Source organism: Streptomyces sp. NPDC091416 (assembly GCF_044756845.1).
GTDB lineage: Bacteria > Actinomycetota > Actinomycetes > Streptomycetales > Streptomycetaceae > Streptomyces.
The window spans coordinates 542,216-561,266 of record NZ_JBIVTU010000003.1 but is presented as its reverse complement, the minus strand read 5'-3'; the positions used below and the strand labels follow the sequence as shown (position 1 = coordinate 561,266).

Sequence of the window (19,051 nt, the reverse complement as noted above, 5' to 3'; positions counted from 1 at the left end):
ACGCCCGCCCATGGGTGGGACGGGACGCGTCAGCGGATGCGGAGCCTCTTGAGATGGCGTGTCCTGGCCGCCGCTCGGGGCAGCCCGGCCGTGCGCCCGTGGAAGAAACGGGTGTTGTCGATGACGACGAGCAGCCCACGGGACCAGAGCACGCCCGAAGCGCCCCGGGCTTCGTACATGCGGGTGAGCAGGCGGCCGAAGGCGCCGTTGACGGCGCCCGGCGAGGCGCCGTCCGCCTCGCAGACCCAGCGCAGGGTGTCCTGCTGGAAATCACGGAAGGCGAAGACCACGTGGCCCCCCTGGGACCGCACGACGGGGGGCACGCCGGGGGCGTCGGCGTAGCGGGTGGCGCGGAGCAGGCGGAGGTCCTCGGCGTCGAGGCCGGCGGCGACCTCGTCCATGGAGACGAGGACGGTGGAGGCCGAGTTGTCGCCCGGTTCCACACACATGAGCACGATGTAGCGGGGCTGGTCCGCGACGGCGCGTCCGCTGCCCTCACTGTGCAGGGACAGCGGGTTGCTGGCGAAGGGCTGGAGGGAGACGTCCTGTGTGATTCCGGCATCGGCCCGGAGATTGAGGACGACACCGTCCTCAACGTAGGACTGGATGTCGGGAGCGGTCTCGGGTATCGCGGCCCCCAGCGCCGAACCCAGCTTCTGGAAAGGGTCGTTGGCGAGCGGCTCGTCCAGCCGGACGACGCCGAGCCCGTACCGGACGATGTCCCTGTCGATCCCGTCGAGGATCTCCCCGGGGAAGTCAGCTGCCGTGGACGGGAATCCCACGTCAGGCTCCGCCAACACACTTTTCTCGGAAAGGAGTTGTGCACGGAGTCGACAGTGGTCGTCCGATGAGTTCTCGGTAAAGCTACCTTCAAGCATTCTCTACCCCCGCTGGACATGACGTGCGCACCAAGGAGCGGAAACCGCGCGAACCGCCTTCCGGACAAGGCGCGTTCCGGTGGGACGGCGATCGCGAGCAGCTGACACGCTCAGGCGCTGCGGCGCTGGCCGCCCGTCAGTTAACCCGAAAGATCAGACGGAGGCTAGATCCTCTCCTTGCACAGGCGGCATTTCACTGGCAATGTCCGCAAGGTTCCTTGCCGGGAATCAGGCCTACGGGGTCAACTCCCAGCATTTTCCGTGCAACTGACAGATTGACTTCCTGTCTCCCTCCCCAGCGCCCCAAGCAGGGGTTACAGTCCTGGGATCACAACCTCGCCAGTGCGGGCTCGATGTCAACGAGGGGCGACATAGGGGATGTTGGACACTCTGTTCACCAAGCAGATCGAGCGGACTCCCGATGCGGTGGCCGTTTCCCATCCGGATGCTCGCGAGCAACTGACGTATGCGGAGCTCGGCCGGGCGGCGGACGGCGTGGCGCGCCTGCTGCTCGACCGGGGCGTGGGTCCCGGCTCGTTCGTGGGCGTGTGCCTGCCGCCGGGATGCCGGCGCATCGCCGCCTTTCTCGGCGTATGGAAGGCGGGCGCGGCCTATGTGTCGATGGAGCCCGAACAGCCCGTCAACCGCCACCGGTTCATCCTGGCCGACAGCGGCGCCTCCTGTGTGATCACCTCGGCCGAGCTCGCGGACCGGTTCCCCTCCGAACTGGTCCTTCCGGACGCCGGAACGGCCCCGGCCGCGGACGGAGCGCCTGTCGGTCGGCCCGTCGTCCCGCCGGACGCCCCGGCCATCGTGTACTACACCTCGGGCACCACCGGAACGCCCAAGGGCGTGCTGGTCGGTCACGCGAGCATCGCCCATTTCCTGGCGAACGTCACGGGACCCGACCCGGACCTGTCCCTTGCCCCTGGAGACCGGACGGCCCAGCTCACCAGTCCCGCGTTCGACGCGATCACGTACGAGATATGGGCGACGCTGTTGTCCGGCGCCACCCTCGTGATCCTCCCCCGGGAACTGCTGACCGACGGCGGACTGCTCGGCGAGGAGTACCGGCGCCACGGCATCACCGCCATGATCACGGCCACTTCGGTCTTCCATGAAATCGCCCTGCAGAATCCCGCCGCGTTCGCACCCCTGCGGCTGCTGCTCGTCGGCGGCGAGCCCATGGACCCCCGGCGGGCCCGCGACGTGCTCGCCTCTCTGTCCGGCACTCTGGCCAATGTCTACGGCCCCACCGAGACCACCACCTTCGTCATCCGGCACGTCGTCTCCGGCGTGAGCGACGAGACCCGGATCATTCCGATCGGCACGCCGCTGCCGGGGCTGGAGGCCCACGTCCTCGACGAGGAGCTCCGTCCGGTGCCCGACGGTCTGCGCGGCGAGCTGTACATGTCGGGCCCCTGCCTCAGCCTGGGCTACCTCAACCGCCCCGAGCAGACGGCCGGCGTGTTCGTACCCCACCCGGAGCGTACGGACCTCGCCCTGTACCGCACGGGCGACCTGGTCCGGCGGGACGCCGACGGTGTGCTCGTCTACCTCGGACGCACGGACCATCAGGTCAAGGTCCGCGGACACCGCGTGGAGCTCGGCGAGATCGAGGCGCGGCTGCTCGCCCACCCCGAAGTCGCGAACGCCTGCGTGGTACTCAGCGGCACGGAGGCCGACCGCGTCCTCGCCGGCTTCGTGGTGCCGGCCGCCACGGCGGCCCCGGACGCGGCCGCCCGGGTTCGGGAGGACCTGGCGCGGGAGCTGCCGGAGTGGATGGTGCCCCGGCTGACGGTGGTCGACCGACTGCCGCTCACGCCCATGGGCAAGGTCGACCGCACGGCCCTCGCCGAGCTCGGCTCCCAGCACGACCAAGGCGGCCCGGGCGAGCGGGACACCGCGCCGGGGGCGCCCGAGGACGGGCTCTCCCCGCTGGAGCAGGCCCTGTCGGCCATGTGGCGCGATCTGCTGGAGGTGGACAGCCTCGCCCCCGAGGACAACTTCTTCCAGATGGGCGGTCACTCCATCCTCCTCGGACGCCTCAACGCGAGAATCCGCCAGGACCTGGGAATCAGGCCGCCGCTGCGCGCCTACTACTCCCACGCCACGCTCGGCGCACAGGCCCGCATGCTGGAGTCCCACGCCCCTGACCCCGAGCGCGTCGCGGCCCTCGTGGCCGGTACGGGGAAGGAGAGCGGCGCGTGAACGCCCACGTCGTACCCTGCCGGACCATCGCCGACTACCGCGAGCGGGCGGACGCCTGGAGCGCGGGCCTGCCCTTCCCCGTGCTGGCCGGCCCTTCGCTGGACCGCTATCGGTCGCTGTTCGCCGACGGGCGGCTGCCGGAGGTGGACACCGCCCCGCGGGCGGGAACGGTGATCAGCGTCGGCGGCGACGCGGGCTCCGCAGGCCGGCTGCTGGCCGTCGCCACGGGCCGTGAGCACCGTGTGGTGGAACCCGGCGCCCTCGCGCGCGAACTCGCCCCGCGAGCCGGCGAACTCGTCGCCGTGGTCGGTCTGGCCGAGGACATCACCGCCTCCGGCGACTGGCCGGGCGCCCACGGCGCAGTGGCCGGCGTGGTCACCGCGCGCGACCTGGCCGCGCTGACCTGCCTGGTCTACCGGAGCCTCACCGCCCATGCGGCAGCCGAGGACCGCGTCTTCGTGGCCACCCACCCCATGCTCGAGGACGCCGAGCTGGCCGACACGAACGAGTTCGAGGACATCCTCGGACTCGGCCGACGCAGGCCGAGGCTGCTGGTGCTCAAGGCGCTGGGCAAGGAGTGCTGCGCGGCGCTGCCCGACGGCATCCTGTGCGGCCGGTCCGACGCGATCGATGCTCCACTGCCCCCCACCGACCGCACGTACCGGCACATGCCGTGCATGCACGGCGCGGGCTGCCACCGCGCCGACCTGGCGGAGGACCGGCGCCTGCCTGCGGCGGAGCTGCACGCGACCGTGGTCTTCACCCACAGCTGTTCGTCCATCGCCGTGGGCACCAACGCCTACCCCCACCATGTCGCGCTGGGGCTCGGGTTGTTGGAAGGAACCGCCGTCGCGGTCATCGGCGCGCTCGGTGTCCACATCGTGCAGCGGGGGGCGCAGCAGGACCTGGAGGACGCCCTCGCGGAGAACCTGCCGCTCGGCCACGCCGTCGAGCGCCTGAACGAGCAGGCGCATCCGATCAACGGCTGGCTGAACCGCTTCGGCCTGCTCGGCGACCCCGGCCTCGTCCTCGGTCTGCCGGCCGGACGGGCCGAAGGCGCCCACCCCGCGAAGACGGTGGAGAGGACAGGCCGGCGCGACGAGGAGGCGGTCCGGGACCTGGCCCACCTGAGCAACGTGGTCCTCCCCCGCCTGGAACGCCTCTGCTGGCTGGAGCCCGGGGTCGACGCCCTCGCCGTGGAAGGGTTCCGCGTCAGGGTGCGCGAGGTCGCCGAGGACCTGCAGGCACCGGACCTGGCTTCGCTGGTCGCCGGGATCGAGACCGACCTCGCCGCATTCCAGCACACCACGGCCGCCGCGATCGTTCATGACATCTATGTGAACGGATGGAACTACGGAGGCCCCTCGCTCGACGGGCTGCGCGAGGTGTCCCAACACCCCGCGACCTGCCCGAACTGTGCGCGGGACCGGGCCGCCCTCATCATCATGAGACACGTGGTGCACGCCGGTCTGACCGTGCGGACCCTCCAGTGCCGGCGCTGCGGTGACCTATGGTGGACCAGCGAGGAATCGGACGAACCGGCATTCGTGCTCGAAGGAGCACTGGACACGGATGCCGTGTCGGGTCGCGTCACCGGACTGTCCCGGAGCCTGCGCAACGATTCCGAGCACATTCTGCGCGGCGGAATCGGATTCGCTTTCGCGATGCGTCGATTCCTCGGTCTGCCGCCCGAGGTCAGCGCGCCGATCACCGTGCTTCCGGGCCAGAAGGAGGAATTCACCGCCGAGATCGATCTGGTCGGTCACCAGCCGCGTCCGGACGTCCACACCGGGGTCTTCATCGCCATCGTGAACGGGGCGTACATCGCCTCGTCTTCCATGATGAGGCTGGCTCCGGCTCCGCCGGGCGACCCCGATCACGTCCGCTAGCACGAGGCGGATTTCCGATAATCGAATACACCAGTAAATGCCGGTGGGTTCATGCTTCCGCGTCCCGGGCATGCTCTGTCCAAACTCTGGAAGACTTGCGATCCTTGCGTTCCAGCAGGCTAAGTTGCACCGGAATCCGCATGGCGACGACAGCGGAGGAGTTCATGGCCACAGCATCAGGCGGTCATTCCGTGGTGCGCGAGACCCTGCTGCTGGTACGCCAACAGCTGCGGGCGCAGGCGGACACGGTCCAGGCACTGAGCACCCAACTGGAAGAAGCGCAGCGGAAGCTGGATCTCCTGGAGACCCTCAACACCTCGCTGGACCAGTTCCAGCCGGGCCAGACGGAGACGGCCTCCGCCGTGCGCGCCGTCACGGTGGAGATGCCCGGGCAGGCAACCCCGCCGGAGCCGACCGCGCCCGCGGCGGTGAGCGTCGACTCCACGGGTTACCGCGCGAGCAAGCCGTTCTCCATTCAGGAGATGGTCCTTGACGTGCTGTCCACGGCACAGGATCCGCTGCGCACGCGGGATCTCGTCACGATCATCGAGCGCCTGCGCGACGAGGGCAAAACGGATCTGCTGCGCGACTCCCGGCGGCCTGACTCCATCGTGTCGTCGGCCCTCGACCGCCTGTGCAAGAAGGGTCTGGTGCGGAAGGCCGGACGGGGGCGGTACACGCTCAGCTGATCAGGACGGGCCCGCGGGCCACGCCTGCGGGGCGGCCACTCTCCCGGCCGCGGCGTCCCGACGGGCCGGCCCGCGGTCCCGGCCGAAGAGTTCCATGGACTCGGCAGCGGGGCACCCCGACCCGGGAGGCCTATCCGGTCGGCGAGCGAGGCGATGCCCCACCGCCGACGCGCCTGCCGGCCGGGCACCGGATCCGCCGTCACCGACGGCGCAACGGGCCGGAACGGCGCTCGCGCCCGGTGCGAGCCACCGTGCCGCGCCCATCGCCTCGGCACCGGCTTCTCATCGCTCGGCCCCACACCGGACCCGTCTGCCCAACCACTCCGCGGTATCGCGCGAAGACCGATCCGCGCAGGCAGGGCACATCGGCGTGGAAGTCGCGCGGCTGATGACGGACGCGGCAGGACCTCTCACACGGGTGAACCCGCTGAGAGAGTTTTTCATCGTGCGAGTGGGTAAGGGGTCAGTGATCGCCATGGGCGACAAATCGGAAGAAAAATTCGAACGATGCAGATCAGGGAGAGTGTGATGTCCTCGAAACGACGTCGCAAGAAGAAGGCGCGCCGCAAGAACAGCGCAAACCACGGCAGCCGTCCGCAGACCTGAGGGACACCGCGCATCCGGGGCAGTGCCCCCGGATGCGCGCCCGCCGCGGGGCATCGGCCAGCGGCCCGATGCCCCACCTGCGCAGCACGACTCGGGCCGCGTCGTCGCCGACCGGGCTCACGGCAGGATGGATTCCACGTGGTCGCGGTCCGCCCAGAGCACCGCCCGTGGCCGCTGATGTGCACGAAGAGGCCCGGCAGACCGCCGGGTGGGCCGTCTCCTGGGTGTCCGGGCACCCGTGCCCGCGCGTGTCCCGAGCCGTCCTCGCCCTCGCCCGGATCGGACCCCGGCCCTGCGGCCGTTTCGCGATCACTCAGTCGACACGACTGCCGGAGCGCATCTTGAGAATCAACGGGAGTACGAACCAGGCCGCGGCGAACCACGCCATGACAGTGCCGACAAGTATCTCCGCCAGAAGGTCGGTGAGCACGGTGTGGAGCAGAAGGAGGAGCGTGCAGCCGATGGTCAGTGCGAGCAGGACCATGCCGCACACCATGAACCGGCCGGCAACGGCTACCACTTCCTCCTTCATCCGGGAGCCGGAAAGGAACCGGTGCAGCGCGACGGGCGCTATGAGTGCTCCGATGGCGGCGGCACCGAGGACGACGGTGATGACGTAGACACGGTGGTCGAAGTCGCCCAGCCTTTCGAATCTCTGAGTGAACGCGACGCTGAGCAGGAAGCCGAAGAGGATCTGGATTCCGGTCTGTGCGACCCTCGTCTCCTGCAGGATCTCGTTCCAGCGCCGATTGACCCGCTCCCTGGGGTCTTCTTCCGTGATCCCCTTCGGATCCCCTGCGTTCTCGCCGGCGGGCCGGCGCGTCCTCTCCCGGCTCACGCCTTCCGTCCGGGGCGCGGACACACCACTCCCGAAGGGCCTGTCGCTCCCCCTGTCCGGGGGCGCGGAGTCCAATGGCTTCATGATGCCTCCTCCCATGGGAACTCATGTGCCCTTGCTGGACATGCCCACGCCTTGCGTCTCCCTGCCGCCCTACTCGAAGAACTTGAGGCTCCAGCCGGTGTCGGTCGTCGGGCCGGGGACATTGGCGCGGCTGTAGGTCGTGTTGCCCCACCAGGCGAAGGAGCCGGTGTACCAGTACCGGTTCTCCCACGCGTACGGCGTGCCCTTCGGCACCGCGTGGAACATCGAGGGGAATCGCGGGCCGGCGGGCGGGCTCGTACCGATGTCGCCGTTGAGCAGGACGAAGCTGTGGTGGCCGGGACCGTTGACGTACAGCGTCGGGTCCCAGCCGGACATCATCGTCGCCCGGTTGGAGCCGAACAGGCAGCCGTTGGACTTGTACCAGTCCCAGACATATGCCGGGTCACCTCCGGGTCGCAGGCGCAGGTCGGCCAGGCAGTACTGGTCGCTCCAACTGCCATTGGCCGAGTACACGATGTGCAACTGCCCGTTGGGGTCCTTGATCGCCTCGGGGCCCTCGTTGATGAACGGGTTGCCCACCACTCGTTCCCAGCTCTCCCGCGGCTGCGAGATGATGTGACGTGCGCCGGTCGGTGTGGTGGGACTGCTCATACGCGCGATGTAGAGGTTCTGCTCGACGTTGGTGTCACCGGCCCAGCCGGACCAGACGAACCAGCGCTGCCCACCGAAGGTGAACAGGGTCCCGTCGATCGCCCACTTGCCGTCGGGCAGGGCCAGCTGACTCTCCCCGGTGTAGCCGCTGTCCGGGCTCGCCGAGCTGATGACGTACATCCGGTGGGCAGCCCCACGGCCGGCCGAGAAGTAGATGTAATAGCGGCCGCCGTCCGTGACGATCTCCGGAGCCCAGACCTCACCGTGACCGGCCGCGTCCGACCACACCTGCCGGGCGGGGGCCGAGGCCAGCCCGGCCGTCGAGCTCGCCTGCCGCACGGCGATGCCTCCACCGGCTGACTGCACCGATATGTAGGTGCCGCCGACCCGGATCACGCTCGGGTCCGCGGCCCTGATGGTCTGTTCCGCCCGGGCCTGCTCCGCGGACGACAGGGACATGACGACCGCGAGCACGCCGGACAACGCAAGGACGGCGGCGCGGGAAAGCGTGCGAGTGAGTTTCATGTTCCCGTTCCAAGGTCGGCCTCCGCAGCGGCGCACGAGCCGGCGGCAGCGTTTACATCGATGGAAGAGCGCTCTCCCCAGGATTCCAATCTGCCGCGGACATGTCAATGTTGCGCACGGATCGCCGCCACCCCTGCCGCATCCCCGCGAGCACCGACAGCACATCACCTCCCGCTCCCGAAACCTGGACGCAGCCGAGCCGGATCGGCCGCCCCGCGTCGAGTACCGGCGGCCGGCCGGAGGCGCGCGGCACGCAGCGGACGAAGCATGCCGACCACGCTGCTGGGGCGCGAGCGGTACCAGCGCTGTCCGGTCCGACGGCCCTCCCGAGGGCCGCCACCGTCACAGCCGCCGCGGTGGACACATACGTCTTCCACGGGCACAACGCCGGCTGCCGCTCACCTTCCCTCATCAGCCGCGCGCCTCCGTCCTTGCCCGCTCCTGCTCCTGCTCCTGCTCCTGCTCCTGCTCCCGCCGAGGCAACAGCCCGCTTCCCTCGAAGCGGCTCCCGCCGGGCCCTCCCGGCCTCTCCACCTCGGTGGGACGACCTCCTCAGGTGTTCTTCTCACAGCCCTCCGCTTAGGACCTGTCCGGGCGATCAAGCCGGGCTCAGTCTTCGGGAATCCGCACCGACAAGGCGCTGCGGAACCACCTCTGCCGGATCAGACGGAGATCGGCTTGCGGTAGCGGACGTGCTCGTTCTGGCGCCGGAACCCTACGCCCTCGTAGAGGTCGTAGGATCGGTGCGGATTCGCGGTGCCGGTGTACAACCGGGCAGTCTCTGCACCGTGCTCGCGAAGGCATCGCAGCCCGTCCAGGAGCAGGGCTCGCCCAAGTCCCAGACGCCTCGACTCCTTCCGGACGCTCAGTTCTTCGACTTCGCCCACGGTGGCGTCCTGCCGACGGATGGAGCACAGGGCGACACCGGCCATGTCTTCCCGATCCCAGGCAGCCCGCCAGCAGGTCGGGTCGGCCGTGGCGAGGAAGCTCTCGAACGTCCACCTCTCGGTGAAGGCGGCATCCGCATATGAATCGACGACCGTTTTCCAGGCCGCGCGGTAGCTCCTTGGATCAACGGCTCCGACTCGGATGCCGGCCGGCAACGGCTTGCCGTCGGGGAGCTGTCGGAGATCGGGCAGCTCCAGCTCCACCAGGCTGAAGACACGCCGGTATCCCGAATCAAGCAGTAGCGCCGTTGCATCGTGTTGAGAGGCCATGACGTTCGCGCCGAGCACGGCCGTCTGTGCGGTTCCATGCTGTTGCACGAGCTGGCGAATACGGCTTTCCGCCCAGTTCAGCATGGCTGAGCCGATGCCCTGGCTGCGATGCTCGGGCAGCAGGTAGCCGCGGTGCAGGTACAACCACGTCCCGTCCCGCTCCAGCCACCGCCTGATCGTCGAGTAGCCGACGACACCACCGTTGTGCTCCACCAATGCCTGGTTCTCGGATGGGTCGTCGAGCTTGGCGGAGGCTTCGGCGATCTCGGCTGCCGTCGGGAGCCCTTCCACAACCGAGCGGGCGTCGATCCGGTCCCGCTCTGCACAGCCGAACCGCACAGCCGCCATGGCGCCGTGGTCTTCGTGGCCGTGATACGGCCGGAGGACGTAGCCAGGCAACTGTTCCGGCGATGCAAGCCAGTTGCCGCTGTTCACGCTCACACCAAGACCCCCGTTACGTTGGATATGCGGTGTCATCGGTCACGGAAGCGTAGGCCGTGCCGATCAGACGGCAGAACTTGTTTTCCGCAGCATGACCGTTCGCGGGGATTTGACGGACGAGGCGTGGGAACGGCTGCGGCCGTTCCTGCCCATGAGTAACGGTCGGTGCGGCCGGTGGCGGGTCCACCGTCGGGTTGTCGACGGCATCCTGTACCGGATACGGACTGGGGCGCAGTGGCGTGACCTGCCGGAACGCTTCGGACCGTGGAAGACGGCCTACGAACGGCACCGGCTGTGGTCGGCTGAGGGGACCTGGGAGCGTGTGCTGCAGCAGATCCGGGCCGCGGCCGATGCTGCGGGCGAGATCGGCTGGGACTTTCCCGTGGACTCCCCCATCGTGCGCGCGCACCAGAACTCCGCCGACGCCCGCATCGACCCGCCGCCCTGCGTCAAGGGGGGATGCAACGGCAGAACACCATGACGAAAGGCTGTGGCAGAACCTGCGCGGCCACCTGGTGGAGGTGGCGGACCGGGTGAGGGCCCGGGCCGCTCGCGCGGCGGCTCCACCACCAAAGTCCATGTGAGCGCGGACGGCCGCCGCGGCCCGCTGTCCCTGGTCACCACGCCGGGGCAGCGGGCGGACTGCGTCCGGTTCACATGGGTGCCGGAGAAGATCCGCGTCCCACAATGAGGGCCCGGCAGGCCGCGCAAGAAGCCTCAGAGCGTCGCGGCGGACAAGCCGTACAGCAACAGGCTCTGCCGCCAGTACCTGCGACATCGAGGCATCCGGCACACCATTCCGGAGAAGTCAGACAGCCAGACCGCCCGCCCGCCTGCGCCAAGGCTCACGCGGCGGGCGGCCCTCCGGCTCCGACGAAGAGCGGTAGAAGAAACGCAGTACCGACGAGCGAGCGATCAATCGACTCAAACACGCACGAGCAGTCGCCCCCCGCTACGACAAGCGCGGCTAAGAACTCCTAACGAAATGATCTTCGAGGTGATTGGATCGCTCCGGGACTGATGATCCGGGGGTGCGGGGTGGCGCGGCCGAAGTCGTGGGAAGTCGATGACGAGTTGTGGGCGGTGATCGAGCCGCTGTTGCCCAAGGTTGTGCGCCGGACCCGGCACCCCAGGCGCAAGCGGCATCCGGACCGGCTCGTATTCCAGGGCATTCTGTTCGTCCTGCACACCGGGATCGCCTGGGAACACCTGCCGCAGGAACTCGACTTCGGCTCGGGCATGACCTGCTGGAGGCGCCTGGCCGAGTGGACCGAGGCCGGTGTGGCCCCGGCTGCACGAGGTTCTCCTTGCCAAGCTCCGCTGCGCGAACGCCCTGGACTTCTCCCGAGCGGCGGTCGACGGCTCCCACATCCGAGCTTTAAAGGGGGCTCCGAGACGGGACGAAGCCCAGTTGACCGGGGCAGAACCGGCAGCAAGCACCACCTGATCACCGACGCCACTGGCACCCCACTTGCGGCCACGCTGACCGGCGGCAACCGCAACGACGTCACCCAGCTCATCCCACTTCTGCAAGCAGTACCGTCCGTGCGCGGCAAGCGCGGCCGGCCGCGTCGCCGCCCGGACGTCGTACTCGGCGACCGCGGCTACGACCACGACAAGTACCGCCGACTCTTCCGGGACCTAGGGCCTCTCGTTTGGATCAAGGTGGGGGCGGGTGCGGCGGTCATTTCCAAGGTGGCAATCTGGGGCGATGCAGCCCTGGAGCCCATCTGTTGAGAACGATCTGCGGCACCTGCTCAATGAGTGGGACCCGATCGGCGTCGCCGACGAGGTGCAGGACGAGTACGACTGCATGCTCGCCCCCATGCTCCAGCGGCTCCGTGGCGGTGCCAACGAGACGGAGATCAGTGAGTTCTTGCGGCACGAGGTGGAGGAGCACTTCGGTCTCGATCCTCTTGGCGCGCGACCGGAAGCGATGGCCAGCCGAGTGATCGCTTGGTGGGCAGCTGTTGGAAAGGCCGATGGCGACAGCGCGTAGCCGCTCCTCCCGGATCGTCTGTTCGTTGGTCCAGGTGTGTCGTTGACTGATGCGCAATGGGCGCGGATCGAGCCGTTACTCCCAGACCGGAAGCCGAAGCGAGGCGGCCGGTGGAGGGACCACCGAGAAGTGATTGACGCGATCGCGTGGAAGTTCCAGACCGGATCACAGTGGGTGCACCTGCCGGAGAAGTACGGCAACTGGCGGGGCGTCTACAACCGGCTGCGGATGTGGTCCGCTGACGGCACCTGGGAGCGGGTCTTCGCTGCGCTGGTGGCCCAGGCCGACGCCGAGGGAGACCTGAACTGGGTCGTCTCGGTGGACTCCACGATCGTGCGGGCCCACCAGCACGCAGCCGGAGCCCGCAAAAAGGGGCACCGGCCGGCGAGCCGCAAGATCACGCCATCGGCCGTTCCCGCGGTGGGTTGACCACAAAGATCCATCTCGCCGCCGATGGCAACTGCCGGCCCCTGGTCTCCCACCTCACTGCTGGACAGGCCGGTGACGCACCCGCCTTCGCTGACGTGATGGCTCGCCTGCGTGTTCCACGAAGGCGAGGGCGGCCCCGCAACCGGCCGGACGTGATCCTGGCCGATAAGGCGTACTCCTCCCGCGCCATCCGTGAGCACCTGAGCAGGCGTGGCATTCGGGCTGTGATCCCCGTTCCGGCCGATCAACGCGCCCACCGGCTGCGGCGCGGCAGTCGTGGCGGCAGGCCACCCGCGTTCGACCGCGAGGCATACAAGCAGCGCAACACCGTCGAACGCTGCATCAATCGCTTGAAACAGTGGCGCGGGATCGCCACCCGCTACGAGAAAACTGCAGCCATCTACCTGGCCGGACTACACATCGCGGGCATCTTCCTCTGGTCTGCCCGGTGATCCAAACGAAACGGCCTAGGCGTGAAGCCGGTCATTGCCCGCCGCTGCACCGAGCACGGCTCCGGCCTGGGAACCCAACGCTGGGTCGTGGAGCGCGCATTCGCCCACCTGCACTGGTTCCGCCGCCTACGGATCCGCTGGGAGATCCGCGACGACATCCACGAAGCCTTCCTCACTCTCGGATGCGCACTCATCTGCTGGCGACGCCTGGCCAAGGTCTAGCGTCAATCGTGGCTGGTCACGGTGGCGCTGAAGCCATGATCTTGAACCACCGGGAAGGTCTGCACTGCACCGGCCAGCCATGCGTCGATCTCTTCATGGGACGACCTGATGGCGCTGATCAATTCCATGACGACGTCCAACTTCTGTTGGCTGACGTTCAGGCGCAGTTCCGCAACCGATACCTCCTGGTACGGCATGCTCAGCTGCCACCAGAACCGCATGAGATGCCGACATTCCTGCGGCTTCCGGTCATCCGCAAGGCGACTGGCGATCATTGCCTGGACACACTGCCGCTGCTCAGCGTCGCGGAATCGCTCTTGAAGGTCCGTCAAAGTCACGGTCGGACAGTACCAACCACGCTCACCAGCAAGCCCAGTGAAGTCATTCCGTTAGGGGTTCTAAAGGGGGCTCCAAGACGGGACGAATCCCTGTTGACCGGGGCAGGACGGGCAGCAAGCACCACCTGATCACCGACGCCACCGGCATCCCGCTCGCCGCCACTCTGACCGGTGGCAACCGCAACGATGTCACCCGGCTGATCCCACTCCTACAGGCCGTGCCTCCCGTACGGGGCAAGTGTGGCCGGCCCCGGCGCCGCCCGGATGTGGTGCTGGGTGACCGCGGCTACGACCACGACAAGTACCGACGCCTGGTCTGGGACCTCGGCGTGAAGCCGGTGATCGCCCGGCGCGGCACCGAGAACGGCTCGGGACTGGGCACCCAACGCTGGGTAGTGGAGCGCGCATTCGCCCACCTGCACTGGTTCCGCCGCCTACGGATCCGCTGGGAGATCCGCGACGACATCCACGAGCCTTCCTCACCCTCGGATGCGCCCTCATCTGCTGGCGACGCCTGGCCGCAATTCAGCGCCGCCACTCATAGGTACCCGGTGAAGACTCCAGCACTTCGCTCGGCCACTCCTGCAGCACCTGCCCGAGCAGCTTCCGCTGCTGGTCGATCCAGCCCTCCTCAAGGCTCATGGGAAGGAACACGGAGACACACGAACTGCCCAGGTCTTCTACACGGACAGCGACACTCTCATGCTCCTCGTTGTACGGCTGGATCTTGATCTCGGGGCTGTGGTCGTTATCCCTCCAGCAGATGTCCTGACCGGCAGCAAGCAGGTCCAGAGCACGCGACCACTTCTCCAGGTCGGAAGGGGACAGGGACATGGCCAACCGACCGCCGACGAAGCTGCTGGTCACAATGACCTCTGCGTCGAACTGGTCGTGAAGATGCAACACGCCCGGTGACCTGCGCCCCAGTACGCGCACCCGGAAGCTGTTATCGCCATCCGAGAGGCTGATCAGTTCCACCCTGCACCCTCTACCCTGCCCGTTCGCATCCGTTAGAACTCAGGATCTCTGAACCAGATAGACGCACACAAGCAGGTTGTCCCCGCCTCATTCCGTTAGGAGTTCTAAGTCGTTCTCGGCACCGTCACCCTCGCAGCCATCGCCATCTGGCTCCGCACGTGATCGCCCGGACAGGTCCTAGCATGTGCGCATGTTGGCCTACGCCCCGGCGGTCCTGATCTTCGTTGCCTTCTGTGTCGGCACGCTCCGCGAACGCCGGCGTTTCAGCAACGCCGTCCTTCTGGGACTGTCGCTCATCCTCGCCGCGGCCGCCTGGCTCGCCGGACTCGCCCGCTCGCAGCCGGCCACCGGGAGGGAAATCGGCATCCTCCTCTTCCTTCTCGTGGCGGTGGGCATCGTCATCCTGTCCTGGTTCCTGATCTCCAATGGCGTGACGATGGTGCGCAAGGAGGGCAGAAGCCCCGCCAACCTCCTGTCGCTGCTGACAGGGGTTGCTCTGGTGGCCCTTCTCGCACTGATGATCACCGCGCTGGTCCTGAAGAACGAGACGCTGGTGGTGGTGACAGGCACCGTGCTCGCCCTGGCCGGCTACATCGCCTTTCTTTTCGTCTGCTTCGTCGTCTACGCATTTCTCTACGGCCGCCTCCACATCCACCGCAAGGCCGACTACGTAGTGGTGCTCGGCGCCGGTCTCATCAACGGCGCCACGGTGTCGCCGCTGCTGGCCGGCCGACTTGAGCGAGCCCGAGCCGTGCACACGAGGCTGACGGCTCACGGCAGGCAGCCCGTACTCCTCGCCTCCGGCGGTCAGGGGCCCGACGAAGCCCTGCCGGAGTCACACGCGATGGCCGAGTACCTGATCGAGCGCGGATTCCCGGCCGCCCTGATCGAACGCGAGGACCGCTCGACGACGACCGAGGAGAACCTGCGGTACAGCAAATCGATCATGGAGAAGGCCAACCCCGACTACCGGTGTGTCGTGGTGACGAACAACTACCACGTCTTCCGTGCCGCGGTGACCGCCCGCCGGACGGGGGTCAGAGGCCACGTCGTCGGGTCACCCACTGCCGCGTACTTCTGGCCCAGCGCGATGATCCGTGAGTTCGTCGCCATCTTCCTGACGTACTGGCGCACCAATCTGGCCATCTGCCTGCTTTTCGTCCTGGGCGGGGCGTGCATTTGGCAGCTCGGCTGATCAGGGGCCGCTGAATGTCCGGGGAGCAAGGCGCGCGCATGACGGCGGTTGCGCGGACGAACTCATGTCCCGGAGCGTCCTGCCCCGTGACGACCCTTCACGAACCGTCGTTCCCTCTCGAAGCTGCCCGGCAGTCGGGTGCGTGCGGAACGGGTGCAGACTCCACCGGGCTGGGCGACGGCCGCGTGTGACGGTCTTTCCCAGGGGCACACGGGATGCATGGCTGTCCTGAGAAGAATCACCCGCCCTCTGCTGGCAACCCCGTTCGTCATCGAGGGGGCGCGCGCGCTGCGCAGCCCACTCCCCCTCGCAGCGGGCACCGGGCCATGGGCACGGCGTTTCGGGGCCTCGGCCGACGTTCCTCTGCGCGTGGTGAAGCTCAACGCCGCCGTGCAGATCGGTGCGGGCGGACTGCTCGCTCTGGGGCGGCTCCCTCGGACTGCCTCCCTTGTCCTGGCCGCGAGCCTCGTACCGGCCACCCTCGCCGAGCACGCGTGGTGGAAGGAGGAGAACCCGGAGCTGCGGAAGGACCAACTCCGCGAATTCGCCCACCGCCTCGGCCTGTTCGGCGCTCTACTGCTCGGCGCTGCCGACACCCACGGCAAGCCGTCGGCTGCCTTCCGCGCCCGCACTGCGACCATGCGCGGCCGGAAGAAGGCCCATCGCGCGGTGGTGAGGGCGGGCGAGCACGTGCACGCGGCGATCGGCACAGTCGGCTCCGGTGCCTCGGCAGCCGCGAGCGGGACAGGGCAGGCCCTGCACTCCGCCGCCGATTCCGCACGCGCGAAGCTCCCTCACCACTGACTTGCGCTCCTCGCCGGCCTGGAAGGATGTGCCGGACGTCCGGACCTTGCTCGCCCGCATGATCGTCGGAGCATCGCCGTCCTCTCGCGTGAGGCAGTCCGTGCGCCGGCCAATTGCGGTTACCGGCTCACTGCGGTCTCAGCTTGCGGCTTCCGGCTCGGTTCTTGGCGATGTTCCGAATCTTCTTGCTGGTGCCTGAATCGGCGAGCAAGATGAGAACCGTCGGCGATGTCGCCCGCTCGGCAAGGGCGCGCTGCATCCAGGACGTGGCCTTCGCCAACTCGTCCGCTGTCGGCACGTGACCGTCCACGATGGACAGCCACAACAGCCAGTCGTGAATGCGGCGGCGGATGAACTCGCGATGCCCCTCCGTCTTGAGCTGACCGATCTCCGGCAGCAGTCCGGCCGACCACTGCCGAAACTCGGCAGGACCGGTCGCCTTCATCGCGATCCTGTCCACGAGAGCGACCACCGCCGTCTTGGACACGATATCTATCGGGTCGCGCAGGATCGTGGCCACGATCGCGCGGTCTCGATCGCGGCTCCGCGAGGCAGCGGTCACCGAGACGACGCGTTGGTACCCGGCCGACCGGACGTGCTCGTCCGCGACCGCGGCATCGACATCCACGTCGAGGATGCCGGCGACCGCCAGCAGCTCGGCAACATCAGCACGCAGTGTCATCCCTTCACCCCTTCCCGCAGTGCCGTACCGCACATCGTGGGCATCCTTCTCCGGTCCGCGTGCCGATCCAAACGAAGCGGCGTCCTTCTTGTGCGCCGTCCTCCCCCTGGATCTCGTCACGGGCTCGGGAGTGGGACCGACGTCCCGGTGGTCGTAGCTCACAGACCCGCCCAGCGGCATGCCGCAAGCCCATGAGGGCGCCGGCGGGAGCTGTCGAGCACACAGAGCCCCCTCCGGGGCAGCCCGGTGAACGATCCGGTCAACAGGCGGCCACCACGAGCGTCCCACGCACAGCGGCATGCGGACGGAGGGCGTCGGACGCGGGGCACGCCGGACGAAAGGCGTCGGGCGCGGCGCGCGCCCGACGGAGGGCGACGGACGCGGGCCGCGTCCACGCGCCGGGACCCTGAACTCCGCGCCGACGCCACGGCCCGCTCGCGCCCCTGCCACTCGGTCGTGCGGGCTTGGCGCGGCGGCCACAGAGCCGCACCGGTGCTGCGTCGTTCAGAGGTAGCGTCGGATCGGCACGACCGCGGCCTCTCGGACGCGCTGCACGATGGAACGGCGCTCCCAGCGGCCACGTTCGATGAGCACGCTCTTCTCCATGTCCTCGTCGAAGTGCCCGTCCAAGGCTGCGGTGAAGTCGCAGTCCATCACGGCGAGCATGACCTCCTCGTCGTGGTCCAGCGAGCGCCGGTTGAAATTGGTCGAGCCGACCAGTGAGGCAACCCGGTCGACGGTGATGACCTTGGCGTGCAGCATCGTCGGCTGGTACTGGTAGATCTTGACGCCACAGGCGATGAGGTCCTCGTAGTAGCGCTGTCCGGCGAGCTGGCAGACCCTCTTGTCGGTGTACGGGCCGGGCAGCAGGATCTCGACCTCCACCCCGCGCTCGGCTGCGGCACAGAGCAGTCGGGTGAAGAAGGCGTCGGGAGCGAAGTAGGCAGTGGTGAGCCGGACGCGTTCCTCGGCGGATTCGAGGACGACCCGGATCAGGGTCTGCATGTCCTGCCACCCGAAGGACGCCGAACCGCGCACCACCTGGACCACCGCTTCACCCTGCCGCTCGCTGGTGACGAATCGGTCGCGGCTGTCGAACAGCTCGTCGTGGCACTCGGCCCAGTTCTGGGCGAACGCGGCGGCCAGTCCGTCCACCGCCGGGCCGCTGACCTGCACGTGGGTATCGCGCCACTCGTGTTCGTTGCGCGCGTCACCGCACCATTCCTCAGCGATCCCGACGCCACCGGTGAAAGCGGTCCGCTCGTCGATCACGAGGACCTTGCGGTGGCAGCGATGGTTCTGCTTGAGGGGCGAGAGGTAGAGCGGCTTGCGGAACCAGGCCACTTCCACCCCCGCCTCGTCCATCAGATCCAGTTGGTCCTTCTCTATGAGCCGGCTGCCGAACCCGTCGAGCAGCAGACGTACCCGCACCCCGGCACGCGCCCGTTCTGCGAGTGCCGCGGCGAACTTCTCGGCGATCTCACCGCGCCAGTACACGAACGTCATCATGTCCACGGTGTACTCGGCGTCGCGGATCGCTGCCAGCATCGCCCCGAAGATCTCGTCCCCGTTGCGCAGGGACTTTATGGCGTTGCCCTCGGTGGCCGCGATCCCGATCAGGCGCTCCAGCCTGCGTCTCAGGCGCAGCGAGCGTCTGTCGCGGACCGCTGCGTCCATATCCGGATTGTCGTGCAGACACGTATCGGCGGGGGTTACGGCTGTGTCAGACATGTTCCACCTGTGCGGTTCGGGGCGGGAGAAGGGACCGGTACGGATACTCCTCGGGCACTCCAGACGTGGTCTGCAGGCAGCCGTGGAGCTCCGAGCAGCAAGCGCCTACCCCCAAAGGCCCGCCAGTACCGGGCAAAGTCCGAGCAGTGATCCTGCACACCTCGCTCGCCCTCGCACCATGGCCGTCTGCCGCGTCGCCGCGTGCACACGGCGATCGGAGGGGACGAGCCG

At 68.2% G+C, this 19,051-nt stretch carries 16 protein-coding genes and 3 pseudogenes; 11 read left to right on the top strand and 8 right to left on the bottom strand.

Annotated features, from left to right (window positions below):
• Nucleotides 1-29 precede the first annotated feature (29 nt).
• Nucleotides 30-782: a TauD/TfdA family dioxygenase gene (locus tag ACIQMX_RS13055; protein WP_402477288.1), complete on the bottom strand. Its 753-nt coding sequence runs from the start codon at nucleotides 780-782 to the stop codon at nucleotides 30-32.
• Between the two features lie 474 nt (nucleotides 783-1,256).
• On the opposite strand from ACIQMX_RS13055, the gene ACIQMX_RS13050 reads away from it, so the two are divergent.
• The 3 genes from ACIQMX_RS13050 (at nucleotide 1,257) to ACIQMX_RS13040 (ending at nucleotide 5,667) form a co-directional block, all read left to right on the top strand.
• The gene (locus ACIQMX_RS13050; RefSeq protein ID WP_402477286.1) at nucleotides 1,257-3,089 is read left to right on the top strand and encodes a non-ribosomal peptide synthetase; all 1,833 of its coding nucleotides are present in this window, start codon (nucleotides 1,257-1,259) and stop codon (nucleotides 3,087-3,089) included.
• Nucleotides 3,086-4,978, top strand: coding sequence for a hypothetical protein (locus ACIQMX_RS13045; protein WP_402477284.1), 1,893 nt, complete (start codon nucleotides 3,086-3,088; stop codon nucleotides 4,976-4,978). Before ACIQMX_RS13050 ends, ACIQMX_RS13045 begins: the two co-directional genes overlap by 4 nt.
• A 164-nt stretch (nucleotides 4,979-5,142) precedes the next feature.
• Entirely contained in the window at nucleotides 5,143-5,667 is a 525-nt protein-coding gene (locus ACIQMX_RS13040; RefSeq protein ID WP_402477282.1) for a hypothetical protein, read from the top strand.
• Nucleotides 5,668-6,586: 919 nt separating this feature from the next.
• On the opposite strand, the gene ACIQMX_RS13035 is transcribed toward ACIQMX_RS13040, so the two are convergent.
• The 3 genes from ACIQMX_RS13035 to ACIQMX_RS13025 form a co-directional block, all read right to left on the bottom strand.
• On the bottom strand, nucleotides 6,587-7,210 hold the full coding sequence (locus tag ACIQMX_RS13035; RefSeq protein WP_402477280.1) for a DUF6328 family protein: 624 nt from the start codon (nucleotides 7,208-7,210) through the stop codon (nucleotides 6,587-6,589).
• 54 nt (nucleotides 7,211-7,264) lie between these two features.
• Nucleotides 7,265-8,332, bottom strand: coding sequence for a glycoside hydrolase family 43 protein (locus tag ACIQMX_RS13030; RefSeq protein ID WP_402477279.1), 1,068 nt, complete (start codon nucleotides 8,330-8,332; stop codon nucleotides 7,265-7,267).
• 662 nt (nucleotides 8,333-8,994) lie between these two features.
• Nucleotides 8,995-9,990: a GNAT family N-acetyltransferase gene (locus ACIQMX_RS13025; RefSeq protein ID WP_402477277.1), complete on the bottom strand. Its 996-nt coding sequence runs from the start codon at nucleotides 9,988-9,990 to the stop codon at nucleotides 8,995-8,997.
• Between the two features lie 91 nt (nucleotides 9,991-10,081).
• Here ACIQMX_RS13025 and ACIQMX_RS13020 point away from each other — a divergent pair.
• From ACIQMX_RS13020 to ACIQMX_RS13000, 5 genes and pseudogenes are all read left to right on the top strand, one after another.
• Nucleotides 10,082-10,961: pseudogene (locus ACIQMX_RS13020) on the top strand (IS5 family transposase).
• Nucleotides 10,962-11,028: 67 nt separating this feature from the next.
• Nucleotides 11,029-11,727 (top strand): IS5 family transposase, encoded by a 699-nt coding sequence (locus ACIQMX_RS13015; RefSeq protein ID WP_363069523.1) that lies wholly within the window; start codon nucleotides 11,029-11,031, stop codon nucleotides 11,725-11,727.
• Nucleotides 11,702-11,989, top strand: coding sequence for a hypothetical protein (locus ACIQMX_RS13010; protein ID WP_363069521.1), 288 nt, complete (start codon nucleotides 11,702-11,704; stop codon nucleotides 11,987-11,989). The genes ACIQMX_RS13015 and ACIQMX_RS13010 overlap by 26 nt, the downstream gene beginning before the upstream one ends.
• Nucleotides 11,990-12,007: 18 nt before the next feature.
• Nucleotides 12,008-12,870, top strand: a protein-coding gene (locus ACIQMX_RS13005; RefSeq protein ID WP_402477513.1) for an IS5 family transposase whose coding sequence is annotated in 2 segments (ribosomal slippage) — nucleotides 12,008-12,365 and nucleotides 12,365-12,870 — 864 coding nt in all. Because the reading frame shifts where the segments join, the coding sequence is not laid out codon by codon here.
• Nucleotides 12,871-12,888: 18 nt separating this feature from the next.
• Nucleotides 12,889-13,092, top strand: a pseudogene (locus tag ACIQMX_RS13000) (transposase); the annotation flags it as partial.
• A 2-nt stretch (nucleotides 13,093-13,094) separates the two neighbouring features.
• Here the strand turns inward: ACIQMX_RS13000 and ACIQMX_RS12995 are convergent.
• Nucleotides 13,095-13,430 carry a hypothetical protein gene (locus ACIQMX_RS12995; protein WP_363069519.1) on the bottom strand — a complete coding sequence of 112 codons (336 nt, stop codon included), beginning with the start codon at nucleotides 13,428-13,430 and terminating at the stop codon, nucleotides 13,095-13,097.
• A 41-nt stretch (nucleotides 13,431-13,471) separates the two neighbouring features.
• Between ACIQMX_RS12995 and ACIQMX_RS12990 the strand changes: the two are divergent.
• Nucleotides 13,472-13,974, top strand: a pseudogene (locus tag ACIQMX_RS12990) (IS5 family transposase); the annotation flags it as partial.
• Here ACIQMX_RS12990 and ACIQMX_RS12985 read toward each other — a convergent pair.
• Nucleotides 13,956-14,408 (bottom strand): DUF5959 family protein, encoded by a 453-nt coding sequence (locus ACIQMX_RS12985; RefSeq protein ID WP_402477272.1) that lies wholly within the window; start codon nucleotides 14,406-14,408, stop codon nucleotides 13,956-13,958. The pseudogene ACIQMX_RS12990 and the gene ACIQMX_RS12985 sit on opposite strands and share 19 nt — an antisense overlap.
• A 190-nt stretch (nucleotides 14,409-14,598) precedes the next feature.
• On the opposite strand from ACIQMX_RS12985, the gene ACIQMX_RS12980 reads away from it, so the two are divergent.
• Together ACIQMX_RS12980 and ACIQMX_RS12975 are read left to right on the top strand one after the other, a co-directional pair.
• A complete protein-coding gene (locus tag ACIQMX_RS12980) occupies nucleotides 14,599-15,603 on the top strand; it encodes an ElyC/SanA/YdcF family protein (RefSeq protein WP_363069515.1) in 1,005 nt (334 codons plus the stop codon).
• Between the two features lie 219 nt (nucleotides 15,604-15,822).
• Nucleotides 15,823-16,407, top strand: coding sequence for a DoxX family protein (locus ACIQMX_RS12975; protein WP_402477270.1), 585 nt, complete (start codon nucleotides 15,823-15,825; stop codon nucleotides 16,405-16,407).
• A gap of 127 nt (nucleotides 16,408-16,534) precedes the next feature.
• Here the strand turns inward: ACIQMX_RS12975 and ACIQMX_RS12970 are convergent, their stop codons facing one another.
• Entirely contained in the window at nucleotides 16,535-17,122 is a 588-nt protein-coding gene (locus ACIQMX_RS12970; RefSeq protein WP_402477267.1) for a hypothetical protein, read from the bottom strand.
• Between the two features lie 471 nt (nucleotides 17,123-17,593).
• The gene (locus ACIQMX_RS12965) at nucleotides 17,594-18,766 is read right to left on the bottom strand and encodes a phospholipase D-like domain-containing protein (RefSeq protein ID WP_363069509.1); all 1,173 of its coding nucleotides are present in this window, start codon (nucleotides 18,764-18,766) and stop codon (nucleotides 17,594-17,596) included.
• Between the last annotated feature and the right edge of the window lie 285 nt (nucleotides 18,767-19,051).

Excerpts from the sequence above, each read along its gene's own strand:
- ACIQMX_RS13010 (WP_363069521.1), top strand. The coding sequence starts at position 11,702 with ATGCAGCCCTGGAGCCCATCTGTTGAGAACGATCTGCGGCACCTGCTC.
- ACIQMX_RS12975 (WP_402477270.1), top strand. The coding sequence starts at position 15,823 with ATGGCTGTCCTGAGAAGAATCACCCGCCCTCTGCTGGCAACCCCGTTC.
- ACIQMX_RS12980 (WP_363069515.1), top strand. The coding sequence starts at position 14,599 with ATGTTGGCCTACGCCCCGGCGGTCCTGATCTTCGTTGCCTTCTGTGTC.
- ACIQMX_RS13035 (WP_402477280.1), bottom strand. The coding sequence starts at position 7,210 with ATGGGAGGAGGCATCATGAAGCCATTGGACTCCGCGCCCCCGGACAGG.
- ACIQMX_RS13050 (WP_402477286.1), top strand. The coding sequence starts at position 1,257 with ATGTTGGACACTCTGTTCACCAAGCAGATCGAGCGGACTCCCGATGCG.
- ACIQMX_RS12965 (WP_363069509.1), bottom strand. The coding sequence starts at position 18,766 with ATGGACGCAGCGGTCCGCGACAGACGCTCGCTGCGCCTGAGACGCAGG.
- ACIQMX_RS13030 (WP_402477279.1), bottom strand. The coding sequence starts at position 8,332 with ATGAAACTCACTCGCACGCTTTCCCGCGCCGCCGTCCTTGCGTTGTCC.
- ACIQMX_RS13040 (WP_402477282.1), top strand. The coding sequence starts at position 5,143 with ATGGCCACAGCATCAGGCGGTCATTCCGTGGTGCGCGAGACCCTGCTG.